Origin of the sequence: Afipia sp. Root123D2, assembly GCF_001425835.1 — a bacterium.
Lineage (GTDB): Bacteria > Pseudomonadota > Alphaproteobacteria > Rhizobiales > Xanthobacteraceae > Afipia.
The window spans coordinates 31575-43916 of record NZ_LMDP01000003.1; the positions used below are offsets into that span (position 1 = coordinate 31575).

Consider the following 12342-nt stretch of genomic DNA (forward strand, 5'->3'; position numbering starts at 1 on the left):
ATTGTCTCGGCAGCAACCATGCAGGTTCACGGCATCGCGTGCAAATAATTTGCCGCGCCTTTCGCCGCAGGTGCACGTCAGAACGGATCTAAATCCGGCTGTTAGATCCAGCCCTGCAATTCACGCAGCACCAACTGGCGGATCACGTCCATGCCGGGATCGCTGTCGTTCAGGCAGGGAATCGCGGAAAACTGCTCGCCGCCGGCGTGGCGGAAGATCTCGGCATTCTCCTGCGCGATCTCCTCCAGCGTCTCGATGCAATCCGCAGAAAAGCCGGGCGTGACGATAGCGAGTCGCTTGACGCCTTCCTTGGCCAGCCGCTCGACCGTCTTGTCGGTGTAGGGCTGCAGCCATTGCTGATAGCCGAAGCGCGACTGGAACGTCAGCATCAGGCTTTTGTCGTCGCGGCCCATTCGCTTGCGCAAAGCTTCGACAGTCGCGACACAATGCGCCTGATACGGATCGCCCTTGGCGATGTAGCTCTGCGGCATGCCGTGAAACGAGGCGACGATGGTTTCGGGCTCGAACGTCAGCGTCGTCAGATGCGCGTCGATGGAGGTGGCCAGCGCGTCGATATAGCCGGGATCGTCATAATACGGCGGCGCAAACCGCACCGTCGGCTGGGCACGCATGTCCTTCAGCACGGTCGCGACCTTGTCGACCACCGTCGCCGAGGTCGACGCCGAATATTGCGGATAAAGCGGCACCACGAGAATGCGATCGCAACCCTTTGCCATCAGCGAGTCGATGCCCGACTTGAGCGAGGGATTACCGTACCGCATGCCCCACTCGACGATGACATGATGATCGTCGCCGATCGACGCCGCGAGCTTCTCCGCCTGTCCGCGCGTGATGGTCTTGAGCGGCGACTCGTTCTTCTCGTTGTTCCAGATCTTCAGATAATCCTTGGCTTTCTTGGCGGGACGAATCCGCAGCACGATGCCGTTGAGGATCAGTTGCCAGACCAGTCCCTGATTTTCGATGACGCGCGGATCGGACAGAAACTCGCGCAGGTAAACGCGCACGCCGCTGGCGTCCGCGGTGTCGGGCGTGCCGAGATTGACGAGAAGCACGCCGACGCGACCTTGCGCGGCTTGAGCGACGATCTTTGAACTATCGAGGGGAACAGTGACGGTCATGGGCTCATCATAGCAATAATTACGCTCCGGCGCGCTCAATCGGCGCTCACCCGGATCAGAGAATGCTTACCGTCAAAAGCACGTCACGCGCTCGGCGGCAATATAGCCCAGCAGCAATCCGGCTCCAAACAGCAGAACCAGACCGGCGGCTGCGAATTCGATGCCGCGCATCACGATTGCCCCACCACCGTCACGGCCGCCGGCAAGACGCAGCGCAAGACCCTTGGCCGACACGGCGACAATGGCGATGGCCGCAACGGTGATCGCGGTGCCGAGACCCATCACCAGTGTGGCGGCGACACCGGCCCAGAACAGACCCTGCGCCAGCGCGAACACCAGAACGAGGATCGCGCCCGAGCAGGGCCGGATGCCGACCGTCAGCACGGCGCTTAAGCCTCGCGCCCAGCCGCCGGGGCCAGCCAGCTCGCTTGGTTCGGGACCGTGCGAATGGCCGCAATGCTCGTCATGAACGTGATGGTGATCGTGGTGGTGATGATCATGAGCATGAGCATGATGGCTGTGACCGTCATGGGCTGCATGAGCATGATGATGATCGTGGGCGTGAGCCATCGCAGGGACCAGCGGCGGAGTGGTTTCCCTGCGCCATGTTTTCAGCGCGCGGAGAAAACCGCCCCCCTTGTTCCAGACCAGCCGGGCGCCAAATGCCGCGATCAGGCCGTAGCTTGCGATCTCGATCACCCGCTCCGCACTGCACATCGTGCGCGCCGTCGCGTTGAGCAGCAGCGCGCCAACGGCGACAATCGCGATGGCGACCAGCGCCTGGATCAGCGCCGAGGCGAATGACAGTACGATACCGCGCAGCGCGGTCTCCTCGTTGGCCACGAGATAGGACGAAATTACCGTCTTGCCGTGTCCGGGACCGGCGGCATGAAAGATGCCATAGGCGAACGAGATGCCGAGCAGCGACCACACCGCCGAGCCGTCGGCCTTCGCCGCGCGGATCGTCGACGACATCTGGCGATAGAATTCCGATTGCTTGGCGAGCAGCCAGCCGACGATGCCGCCCGATGCTTCGCCGGCGCCGGCCGCAGGGCGTGGCGCACCGAACGGGTTCTGCGCATGCGCCACGCTCACGAGAATGTCGAGACATCCGACGATCGCGAACAGAAGGGCACAGATTGCCGCAATGCGCGCAGCCGTCCATCCGGAGTGCGCCATCAGGGACATTCCACCGTGATCTTGTTGGCGAACATCGCCCCGTAGTTCGAGTTGTCGCCACTGAGGAACGAGGACTCGTCGAGCGGCTGCGTCTGGGTGCTGTCCGTCGGTCGGACGAAACTCATCTTGCAGTTCGCCGGGGCACCAACCAGCTTCACGGGATCATTATCGGCCATCTTGAAATCGATGAAGTAAGCCGGATCGAACACTTCGACCGCAAGCTGTTGCGCCTTGAATGGCGTTTTGAATGGCAGCGTGAAGTGCAGGGTCAGCACCGCATCCTTGTAGTCGAGATAGTAGTCGATCGGATCGCCGAACTTCTCTTTCTTCTGGCTGCCAAGCGCGCCCGCCTTGGCGAAGGTGAAGAACGCATACTCCTTCAGCGACTCCACGTTGGTCTGCGCCAGCGCGGTCAGTTCTTCCCGGGTGAACGTTCCTGGCGTCTTGCTCGGCAGACCCTGAACGGCATAGGCCGAGAACATGTCGTCGAAGGTCCATGCGTGACGCACGCCGGTGATCGTGCCATCGGGCGCATAGACCAGTTCGCTCACCGCGGTGATCCAGACGTGCGGATGCGCCTCGGCGCGACCGCCGCCGAATATTACGGCCGCCATCAGCGCGAGACTGCAAAGCAGTCGGTCGATCCTGAGTGTCAACACGTTCGCCGCTCCTTATGCCGCCTCAGAGTCATCAAGCAGGCCTCGGCCGCGCAGCAGCGCGTCGGGTTCCGGCTTGCGGCCGCGGAAGGCAATGTAGGCTTCCTCGGGGTCACGCGAACCGCCAGACGAATAGATGTCGTCGTGCAGGCGCTTCGCCACGGCGGGGTCGAAAATGTCGCCCGCCTCCTCGAATGCGCCGAAGGCGTCGGCATCCATCACCTCGGACCACATGTAGCTGTAATAGCCCGCCGCATAATGATCGCCGGAGAAGATATGGCCGAACTGCTGCGGGCGGTGGCGCAACGCGATCTCGACCGGCATCCCGATCTTGTCGAGTTCACGGCGCTCAAAGGCGCGAACATCGGTGATGCTCTCAGACGGCTGGCTGTGAAACTCCATGTCCATCAGCGCGGACGACACAAACTCCACGGTCGCAAAGCCCTGGTTGAACTTGCGCGCGGCAAGGAAGCGCTTGAGCAGGTCGTCCGGCAACGGCTCGCCGGTCTGGTAATGGCGGGCGAACTTGCGCAGCACTTCCGGCCGCTCCTGCCAGTGTTCGTACAACTGCGACGGCAGCTCGACGAAATCGGTGAACACGCTGGTGCCCGACAACGACGGATAGACCACGTTCGACAGCATGCCGTGCAAAGCGTGGCCGAACTCGTGGAACAGGGTGCGAGCATCGTCCGGCGACAACAGAGCCGGAGCACCGTTCGCTCCCTTGGAGAAGTTCATGATGTTGAGGATCAGAGGATAGACCTCACCATCCATCCTTTCCTGATCGCGCAGTGACGTCATCCACGCGCCCGAACGTTTTGAGGCGCGGGCGAAGTAGTCGCCGTAGAAAAGCGCCTTGTGGCGGCCCGCAGAATCCTTGACCTCCCAGACGCGGACATCCGGGTGCCACACCGGAATGTCCTTACGCTCATGGAAGGTCAGGCCGAACAGCCGATGGGCGACGTCGAAGGCGGCGTCGATCGTGTTGTCGAGAGCGAAATAGGGCTTGATCGCCGCGTCGTCGAAATTGACGCGGCGCTGGCGCAGCTTCTCGGCGTAGTAGCGCCAGTCCCAGGCGGCGAGCTTGAAGTTGCCGCCCTCCTCCGAGATTAATGCCTGCAACGCATCGCGATCCGCCAGCGCCTTGGCGCGGGCCGGTGTCCACACCCGCTCCAGCAGGCCGCGCACCGCTTCCGGCGTCTTGGCCATCGAGTCCTCGAGGCTGTAGGCGGCGAACGACGGATAGCCGAGCAGCTTCGCGCTTTCCTCGCGCAGCTTGAGAATGGCGAGGATCGTCGCGCTGTTGTCGTTGGCGTTCTGGTTGTCGCCGCGGGCGGTGAAGGCCTTGAACACCTTCTCGCGCAGGTCGCGGCGGCTGGAGCTTTGCAGGAACGGCTCGACCGAGGACCGCGACAGCGTGACCACCATTTTTCCCGGCATCTCGCGCTCTTCGGCGGCAGCCTTGGCGGCCGCCACGAAGCTGTCCGACAGCCCCGCCAGATCGCCCTCGCCCAGTTCCAGCGTCCAGTCCTGCTCATCGCCGAGCAGGTGATGGCTAAAAGTCGTGTCAAGTTGGGCGAGTTGCTCGTTGATCTCGGCCATCCGTACCTTGGCGGCGGCGTCGAGGCCGGCGCCGGAGCGGTGGAAGTCAGTCCAGGTCCGCTCCAGCAGCCGCGCCTGCTCCGGCGTGAGGCCGAGTCGGGCGGCGTTGTCGCGCAGTTGGGCGATGCGACCGAACAGCGCGGCGTCCATCATGATCGGATTCCAATGCCGGGCTTCCTGCAGGGCGATGTCGTTCTCGATCTCGAGCAGTTCGGGGTTCGAGTTGGCGGAGACGAGGTTGGCAAATACTGCCGAGACCCGCGTCAGCAGCGCCCCGGCGCGCTCCAGCTCCGCGACGGTGTTCTCAAAAGTCGGCTCAGTCGGATTGTCCCTGATCGCCGCGATTTCAGCGGCGTGGTCCGCGAAGGCGCGGTCGTAGGCCTCCGGGAAGTGCTCGGGCCGAATCTGGCCAAACGGCGGCGTCTCGAACGGCGTGTCCCACGCAGCCAGCAGCGGATTGGCGGCCGCCGAGGATGAGGATTTCGGCGCCGGCGACGGAGACACGTTTGACATGGAAAGCCCTGTTTTCAACGAATTCTGATGATCTCTGATATAGCATCGGTTGGGGCTTTTTTACGCCCTGAAGCCTTGATCGGGACGGCGATTTCGCAGAGATTGCGGCCCGCAACAGGACCACCGCCAGGATAGACTGCCATGAGCGCCAAGAAGCTTGAAGCCAATGCCCGGAAAATCGCCTGGCCGAGCGTCATCACGGTCATCAGCGCCGCGATCCTGATCGGGGCCGAGGTATTCGGCGCTGCGTTCGCCGGCGGCTGGGCGCTCGCGATCCTGTTCGGCCTGAGCGACACCGGCGCGCACATCGTCCAGGTCATCCTGTTCATGATCGGCGTCGCCATCATGATCGGCTTTGTCCGCGGCGCGCAGCATGTCGAGCCGTTCACCCGCCGCGCCTGAGCGATCGCACGCGCCGAACCGCGGCGACAATGTGATTTCCGTTAAGCAAGTTTAACATCCGTTCATCTGCGAGCGCCGTTTCGCGCGGCATCGCTGCAACACTGTGGACACGTCTTCGCGAATTCTGTCAGCAGACGGAAAAAAAACTTGCGAAGCAGAGTCAAAACTCATATTTCCAGCCTTGCCCAATTTCGCACGTGCCTGTGGTCGTGTGTCAGTCGGTGGGTATCCGGACAAGAGGCCGGACAGCCGCCAAGGAAAAGGGACCCAGCATCTCTCTCAAGGGATGCGCCGCTTGAAGGGTCTCTTGGACTTGCAACCGTGACTGACAGCCGGAGGCGAACCGGCGCACCCCGCTCTCAACGGGGGACGCGACTTAAAGCAACGACGGAGCGGGCTTTTTTGGTCTCTACCGGCATTCCAACGCCGGCGCGGGCTACTGAAAAGGCTTGTCCTTCATTGCCAGGTGTGCGGGCGGGAAATTCCCAACCAATCCACGGCAGCACAGTTCGTACTGAGTTCGAGGCTTCGTCGCGTCTCCATCGTGCGACTGGCCGCAGCGCTCACGTCCGAGAACAATTTTTGACAGCCCGTTGCAGGGCTGTTGGGGAGCAGTGCTATGACCGAACGTATCCAGGAATTCCTGCGCAACCGCCGCAGCGAGGGCCTCGACACCGAGCCGTGCCTCGTCGTCGACCTCGAGGTCGTGCGCGACAACTACCAGACCTTCGCGAAGGCGTTGCCGGATAGCCGCGTATTCTACGCGGTGAAGGCCAACCCGGCGCCGGAAGTGCTGTCGCTGCTGGCTTCGCTCGGCTCGTGCTTCGATACCGCGACCGTCGCGGAAATCGAGATGGCGCTGGCTGCCGGTGCGACGCCGGACCGCATCTCCTATGGCAACACGATCAAGAAGGAGCGTGACATCGCGCGCGCCTTTTCGCTCGGCATCCGCCTGTTCGCGGTGGACTGCGCCGCAGAGGTCGAGAAGATCGCCCGCGCCGCCCCCGGCGCGAAGGTGTTCTGCCGCATCCTCTACGATTGCGCCGGCGCCGAGTGGCCGCTGTCGCGCAAGTTCGGCTGTGACCCGGAAATGGCGGTCGACGTGCTCGATCTTGCCAAGCGCCGTGGCCTGGAGCCGGTCGGCATCTCGTTCCACGTCGGCTCGCAGCAGCGCAAGGTGAAGGCGTGGGACCGCGCCCTGGCGATGGCTTCGACCGTGTTCCGTGACTGCGCCGAGCGCGGGATCAACCTGTCCATGGTCAACATGGGCGGCGGTTTCCCGACGCGCTACCTCAAGGACGTTCCTCCGGTCGTGCAGTACGGCCGATCGATCTTCCGCGCGCTGCGCAAGCACTTCGGCAACCAGATCCCGGAAACGATCATCGAGCCGGGCCGCGGCATGGTCGGCAATGCGGGCATCATCGAAACCGAAGTCGTTCTGATCTCGAAGAAGAGCGATGACGATGAGAACCGCTGGGTCTATCTCGACATCGGCAAGTTCGGCGGCCTCGCCGAAACGATGGACGAATCGATCCGCTATGCGATCCGTACGCCGCACGACGGCGCGGAGATGACGCCGTGCATTCTCGCCGGTCCGACCTGCGACTCGGCCGACGTGCTGTACGAAAAGGCGCCGTATCCGCTGCCGGTGACGCTGGAGATCGGCGACAAGCTGCTGATCGAAGGCACCGGCGCCTACACGTCGACCTACTCGGCGGTGGCTTTCAACGGCATCCCGCCGCTGAGGACCTACCACATCTGAGGCTTTCCCTCGGCTTGCCCCGAGGGTCGCCCTCACAAGCGAATAACCGGGAGCCGGTGCGCCGGCTCCCATCCCGTCACAAGCGAATTTGCTGACAACACTCGACGGCCGGGTCGCCGTCCGGAGTGGGGACTGACGTGCCATGACTGCTCTCAGAACGTCCGCTGTTTGGACCACCGCTGCCGCCCTCGCCTCCGACACCGCTCCGTTCGCGATCCGCGCGGAGCGTGCTTCGGACGTCGCCGCGCGCGAAGCGTTGCTCGATGCGAGCTTCGGCGAAGGCCGTCACGCGCGCACCTGCCAGCGCCTGCGCGACGGACGCGCGCCCGCCGAAGGCCTCGCCTTCTCGGCGATCCGCAATGGCCGGCTGATCGGGACCGTGCGGCTATGGCACGTCAGCGCCGGTGGCGTTCCGGCGCTGGTGCTCGGCCCGCTCGCGGTCGATGCGTCGTGCCGCAAGCTCGGCGTTGGCGCGGTGCTGATGAGCCACGCGCTCGCCGCCGCAAAGGCGCGCGGCCACGGCGCAGTGATCCTGCGCGGCGATGCCGCCTATTACAGCCGCTTCGGCTTCACCGCCGCCAAAACCGGCGAACTGTCGCTGCCCGGCCCCTTCGAACGCGACCGCCTGCTGGCGCTCGAGCTGCGGGACGGCGCGCTCAACGACGCCTGGGGCATGATCGTGCCGACCGGCTCGAAGGCGCGGCGGCCGCGTCCGCGTGTTGCCCCGCCAGCGCGCACGGCTGCCACTCGCGCCGCCTGATTTCAGCTTTTGCGTCCGGCCACGCCCTCGGTTATGAGACCGGGCACGTGCCGGACATCGATACGCCGGCGGATCACGCACCAATGCGGTCTTGCGTGTTTGCACAGCCACGCAAGGCCGCTCCTCAAGGAACTGACCATGTCCCGCCGCCTGATTTCATCCGGATCGCCTTTCGAGAAGATCGCCGGCTACAGCCGCGCCGTGGTCGATGGCGAATTTTGCTTCGTCGCCGGCACCACCGGCTACGACTACAGCACCATGATCCTGCCGGCCGACGTTACCGCGCAAACCCGCAATTGTTTCAAGACGATTGAAAGCGCGCTGAAGGAAGCGGGTTTTGCGATGGCCGACATCGTCCGCGCCACCTACTATATTACCGATGCCAAGGATGCGGACGCCGTGTTCGCGGTCTGCGGCGAGAATCTCGGCGACATTCGCCCGGCTGCGACGATTCTTGCCGTCGCCGGCCTCTACAAGCCGGAAATGAAAATCGAGATCTCTTGCCGTCGCCGGCCTCTACAAGCCGGAAATGAAAATCGAGATCGAAATCACCGCGAAACGCCGCTCGGCCTGACGCCGACGGTTGCATAGCGCGGCCTTGCCCTCAACTGCGACGATGGGCTGAGATACCAGACCTTGTGAGCCGCGCGCGACCCCTCCATAATCAGGGCAAGTCGGCTGGTGTCGGACGGTTCAGGACCGTCCGGCGTCAAGACACGACATAACGTGAGGGAGTAAACATGATCAAAGTTGTTCCGGCGCTGGTCGCCGCATTGGCGCTTGTCGCTACGTCTACTGCCGCTTCGTCGCAGATTGTGCTCAAGGCTTCGCACCAGTTTCCCGGCGGGAAAGGCGACGCGCGAGATGAAATGGTTCAGATCCTCGCGCGCGAGGTGAATGCCGCCAATGTCGGCATCGAGATCAAGGTTTTCCCGGGTGCCAGCCTCGTGAAAGCTCAAGAGCAGTGGCGCGCCATGCAGCGCGGCCAGATCGATATTTCATCATTCCCACTCGATTATGCGTCCGGATCGGAACCCCAGTTCGGCGCAACGCTGATGCCGGGACTGGTCAAAAATCATGACCACGCCCGGCGCATCAACACATCGCCGTTCATGGCCGACATCAAGGCCATCATCAACAAGGCCGGCGTGATCGTACTGGCGGATGCCTGGCTCGCCGGCGCCTTCGGCGGCAAGGACAAGTGCATCGTCGCGCCTGACGACGCCAAGGGTCTCAAGGTGCGCTCGGCAGGCGCGACCTTCTCCGAAATGTGGGCCGGCGCGGGAGCTTCGATCGTCTCGATTCCGTCCAACGAAGTCTACAATGCCCTGCAAACCGGCGTCGCCAATGGCACCGACACGTCGACGGGAAGCTTCAACTCGTTCCGCCTTTACGAACAACTCAAGTGCGTGACGGCGCCGGGCGATAACGCCCTGTGGTTCATGTACGAGCCGCTCCTGATGTCGAAGGCGTCGTTCGACAAGCTGAACGATGCACAGAAGAAGGCAATCATGGCCGCGGCGAAGAAGGCGGAAGACTATTTCGCCGGAGAATCGAAGAAGCTCGACGAGAAGATGGTCGCCTCCTTCAAAAAGGCCAACGTCGAGATCGTGACCATGACCTCGGCGCAGGCCGACGAATGGCGCAAGATCGCAGAGAAGACGTCATACAAGACATTCAGTGAGAAGGTGCCCGGCGGTAAAGCACTGATCGACAAAGCGCTCGCCGTGAAGTGAGCGCTTTTCAGTGAACCTCTTTGTTGCCGGCGTTCGGCGGCTATCTCAGATCAGCGGAGTCATTGCGACTGCGCTGATTCTGATATCCGCGCTCGTGGTCTGCCAGATGATTTTCGTCAGGTCCGTCCTGAACGAATCGTCGATCTGGCAGACCGAATTCGTCACATTCGCACTAATTGCCGCGACATTCATCGGCGCTCCGTACATCTTGATGACCCGCGGTCACGTCAACGTCGACTTGCTGCCGCTGATGCTCCCTCAACGCTGGCGGGTGGTGTTCGCTTTCGTCGCGTCCTTCATCGCGCTCGCATTCTGCCTCGTGCTGTTCGTCAACAGCATCGACTGGTGGTACGAGGCGTGGATCACCGACAAGCACACCAGCACGCTTTGGCGGGCGCGGCTCTGGATCGCCTATTTGCCGGTCCCGATCGGCATGGGACTGCTTTGTCTCCAGTACATCGTCGATATTCTGGCGCTCGCGACCGGACGCGACATGCCCTTCGGCCTTAAACCAGAGGATCGGCTATGAGTCCTCTTGTCATCGGCCTTATCATCTGCGCGGTGACCTTCGGCATCCTCGCGACGGGTATTCCGATCGCGTTCGGACTCGGCGCGGTCGCCCTCGCCTTCATGATTATTTTCGACGGCTTCCGCAGCATCAACTTTCTAACCGAAACGCTGTTTGCGGGCCTCAACGACTTCACTCTCGTTTCGATCCCCATGTTCATCATCATGGGGGCGGCGATCGCATCGTCGCGCGCGGGAAGCGACCTTTATGAAGCGCTATCGCGCTGGACGCACAAAATTCCGGGATCGCTGGTGGCGTCGAATCTCGGCGCTTGTGCGATTTTCGCCGCACTGACCGGCTCGTCGCCCGCAACCTGCGCCGCCATCGGCAAGATGGGAATTCCGGAAATGCGGCGGCGCGGCTACGACGCCGACCTCGCCACCGGCTCAATTGCGGCCGGCGGCACGCTCGGAATTCTGATCCCGCCCAGCCTCACCATGATTCTCTACGGAATCGCGTCCGAAACCTCGATCGGAAAGCTTTTCATTGCAGGAATCATTCCCGGAATTCTGCTCACCACGCTGTTTATCGCATGGGCGATCTTCCTGAGCTGGAAACGCGGCACCCAGCTTGTCGATCGTGACCGGATCTACTCACTGAAGGAAAAGCTGGAGTTGATGCCGAAACTGTTGCCGTTAATCGCGGTGATTGTCGGCGTGGTCTATTCGCTCTATGGCGGCATCGCCACACCGTCGGAAGCCGCCGGCGTCGGTGCTGTCCTCTGTGTTGTGATGGTCATGATTATCTACCGGATGTGGCGGCCCACAGAGGTCTGGCAGATCCTGCGTGACGGCATGCGTGAATCAGGCATGCTCCTGTTCATTATCGGATCTTCGATCCTGTTCGGCTACATGATGTCGAGCCTCTACGTGACGCAGTCCGTCGCGGAGTGGATCGCAGGTATGGACATCAATCGCTGGGTGCTGATGTTCTACATCAATATCCTGCTGCTGGTTGCCGGCTGCTTTCTGCCCCCTGCCGCGATCATCTTGATGGCAACGCCGATTCTGGCACCGATCATTCACAATGCCGGGTTTGATCCCGTGTGGTTCGGGGTCATCCTCACCATCAACATGGAACTGGGGCTGATCACGCCGCCGGTGGGCCTCAACCTGTTCGTCATCAACGGAATCGTTCCCGATGTCCGCCTGCCGACGATCCTGAAGGGCGCTCTTCCTTTCATGCTGCTGATGATCCTGGCGATCATCCTCATCAGCGCGTTCCCCGGACTGGCGACCTGGCTGCCCAACCATCTGATGTGACCGGCAAAAAAGCGCTTGCGCGCCAAGATGTCGCAGCCCGCGCGTTGACTTCCGCGCGGGCCACCTTACGTTAAGATCATCATGTCGAACGTATGCAATAATCGTCTGTTGCTTCGCGCCGGTCACCTTATCGCAGGAAGGTGACCCGGGCGGACGCGCATCCGTGCCGTCCGGGATAAGTTTTTCCGTTCGACTGCATTCTCCACATCCAACATTCGGTCCAACGGCATATCCGGCGATCCTTTCGCCGTATGCCGCAATTTCCTTGCGCGAGTCGCACCGATCTCGCGACCAACTCAGGTGAACACCATGTACGACGATCTGCAAACGCGGCTGCCCACGATTGCCATCAGCACGAATGATGCCAAGCGCTTACGTCACCTCGCCGAAGCCGCGGCCGAGAAGTATCCGGCGACCGCGGAATTTCTCGCGCGCGAACTCGATCGCGCCGAGATCTGTCCGGCCGATCGCTCGATGCGCAATATCGTGGCGATGCAATCGGAGGTGACGTTTCACGACGACATCAGCGGACAGGCCCGCACCGTCACGCTGGTGTATCCCGAAGCCGCCGACGTCAACGCCAACAAGATCTCGGTCCTGACGCCGATCGGCGCGGCGCTCATCGGCCTGTCCGCAGGACAGACGATCGAATTTCAGACGCCGGCCGGCGGCTGGCGTTCGTTGACCGTGACCAAGGTTTTCAACCAGGCATAGCGCTGCGGCGCTATGCTTCTTCGTGAGACGTTATAAAATTCATCCGCAC

Annotated in this window: 12 protein-coding genes; 8 read left to right on the forward strand and 4 right to left on the reverse strand. The window is 62.3% G+C overall.

The genetic code is table 11. The features are described from left to right. Positions 1–101: 101 nt before the first annotated feature. From hemH to ASC80_RS15345, 4 genes are all read right to left on the reverse strand, one after another. Positions 102–1139: a ferrochelatase gene (gene hemH, locus ASC80_RS15330; protein WP_056299118.1), complete on the reverse strand. Its 1038-nt coding sequence runs from the start codon at positions 1137–1139 to the stop codon at positions 102–104. Between the two features lie 72 nt (positions 1140–1211). Continuing rightward, complete coding sequence (locus tag ASC80_RS15335; RefSeq protein WP_056299121.1) at positions 1212–2318, reverse strand: nickel/cobalt transporter; 1107 nt, start codon at positions 2316–2318, stop codon at positions 1212–1214. Next, a complete protein-coding gene (locus ASC80_RS15340) occupies positions 2318–2932 on the reverse strand; it encodes a DUF1007 family protein (RefSeq protein WP_056299123.1) in 615 nt (204 codons plus the stop codon). Before ASC80_RS15340 ends, ASC80_RS15335 begins: the two co-directional genes overlap by 1 nt. A gap of 57 nt (positions 2933–2989) precedes the next feature. Further along, positions 2990–5089 carry a M3 family metallopeptidase gene (locus ASC80_RS15345; RefSeq protein ID WP_056299127.1) on the reverse strand — a complete coding sequence of 700 codons (2100 nt, stop codon included), beginning with the start codon at positions 5087–5089 and terminating at the stop codon, positions 2990–2992. 141 nt (positions 5090–5230) lie between these two features. Between ASC80_RS15345 and ASC80_RS15350 the strand changes: the two genes are divergently transcribed. The 8 genes from ASC80_RS15350 (at position 5231) to rnk (ending at position 12293) form a co-directional block, all read left to right on the forward strand. Next, the gene (locus ASC80_RS15350; protein WP_056299130.1) at positions 5231–5491 is read left to right on the forward strand and encodes a hypothetical protein; all 261 of its coding nucleotides are present in this window, start codon (positions 5231–5233) and stop codon (positions 5489–5491) included. A gap of 619 nt (positions 5492–6110) precedes the next feature. Beyond that, positions 6111–7253, forward strand: coding sequence for a type III PLP-dependent enzyme (locus tag ASC80_RS15355; RefSeq protein WP_056299133.1), 1143 nt, complete (start codon positions 6111–6113; stop codon positions 7251–7253). Positions 7254–7395: 142 nt separating this feature from the next. Beyond that, positions 7396–8013 carry a GNAT family N-acetyltransferase gene (locus ASC80_RS15360; RefSeq protein WP_056299137.1) on the forward strand — a complete coding sequence of 206 codons (618 nt, stop codon included), beginning with the start codon at positions 7396–7398 and terminating at the stop codon, positions 8011–8013. 138 nt (positions 8014–8151) lie between these two features. Then, on the forward strand, positions 8152–8604 hold the full coding sequence (locus tag ASC80_RS15365; RefSeq protein WP_082512675.1) for a RidA family protein: 453 nt from the start codon (positions 8152–8154) through the stop codon (positions 8602–8604). A gap of 149 nt (positions 8605–8753) precedes the next feature. Continuing rightward, positions 8754–9749, forward strand: a complete 996-nt coding sequence (dctP, locus tag ASC80_RS15370; RefSeq protein ID WP_056299140.1) for a TRAP transporter substrate-binding protein DctP — start codon at positions 8754–8756, stop codon at positions 9747–9749. 10 nt (positions 9750–9759) lie between these two features. Continuing rightward, entirely contained in the window at positions 9760–10278 is a 519-nt protein-coding gene (locus ASC80_RS15375) for a TRAP transporter small permease (RefSeq protein ID WP_056299143.1), read from the forward strand. Further along, positions 10275–11579 carry a TRAP transporter large permease gene (locus tag ASC80_RS15380; protein WP_056299146.1) on the forward strand — a complete coding sequence of 435 codons (1305 nt, stop codon included), beginning with the start codon at positions 10275–10277 and terminating at the stop codon, positions 11577–11579. The genes ASC80_RS15375 and ASC80_RS15380 overlap by 4 nt, the downstream gene beginning before the upstream one ends. Positions 11580–11888: 309 nt before the next feature. After that, a complete protein-coding gene (rnk, locus tag ASC80_RS15385; protein WP_056299149.1) occupies positions 11889–12293 on the forward strand; it encodes a nucleoside diphosphate kinase regulator in 405 nt (134 codons plus the stop codon). The last annotated feature ends 49 nt before the right edge of the window (positions 12294–12342 follow it).

What these genes read in the sequence shown, in the direction of transcription:
- ASC80_RS15340 (WP_056299123.1), bottom strand. Translation starts at nt 2,932, where the DNA reads ATGGCGGCCGTAATATTCGGCGGCGGTCGCGCCGAGGCGCATCCGCAC.
- ASC80_RS15380 (WP_056299146.1), top strand. Translation starts at nt 10,275, where the DNA reads ATGAGTCCTCTTGTCATCGGCCTTATCATCTGCGCGGTGACCTTCGGC.
- ASC80_RS15360 (WP_056299137.1), top strand. Translation starts at nt 7,396, where the DNA reads ATGACTGCTCTCAGAACGTCCGCTGTTTGGACCACCGCTGCCGCCCTC.
- dctP (WP_056299140.1), top strand. Translation starts at nt 8,754, where the DNA reads ATGATCAAAGTTGTTCCGGCGCTGGTCGCCGCATTGGCGCTTGTCGCT.
- ASC80_RS15345 (WP_056299127.1), bottom strand. Translation starts at nt 5,089, where the DNA reads ATGTCAAACGTGTCTCCGTCGCCGGCGCCGAAATCCTCATCCTCGGCG.
- ASC80_RS15335 (WP_056299121.1), bottom strand. Translation starts at nt 2,318, where the DNA reads ATGGCGCACTCCGGATGGACGGCTGCGCGCATTGCGGCAATCTGTGCC.
- rnk (WP_056299149.1), top strand. Translation starts at nt 11,889, where the DNA reads ATGTACGACGATCTGCAAACGCGGCTGCCCACGATTGCCATCAGCACG.
- ASC80_RS15365 (WP_082512675.1), top strand. Translation starts at nt 8,152, where the DNA reads ATGTCCCGCCGCCTGATTTCATCCGGATCGCCTTTCGAGAAGATCGCC.
- ASC80_RS15350 (WP_056299130.1), top strand. Translation starts at nt 5,231, where the DNA reads ATGAGCGCCAAGAAGCTTGAAGCCAATGCCCGGAAAATCGCCTGGCCG.
- ASC80_RS15355 (WP_056299133.1), top strand. Translation starts at nt 6,111, where the DNA reads ATGACCGAACGTATCCAGGAATTCCTGCGCAACCGCCGCAGCGAGGGC.
- hemH (WP_056299118.1), bottom strand. Translation starts at nt 1,139, where the DNA reads ATGACCGTCACTGTTCCCCTCGATAGTTCAAAGATCGTCGCTCAAGCC.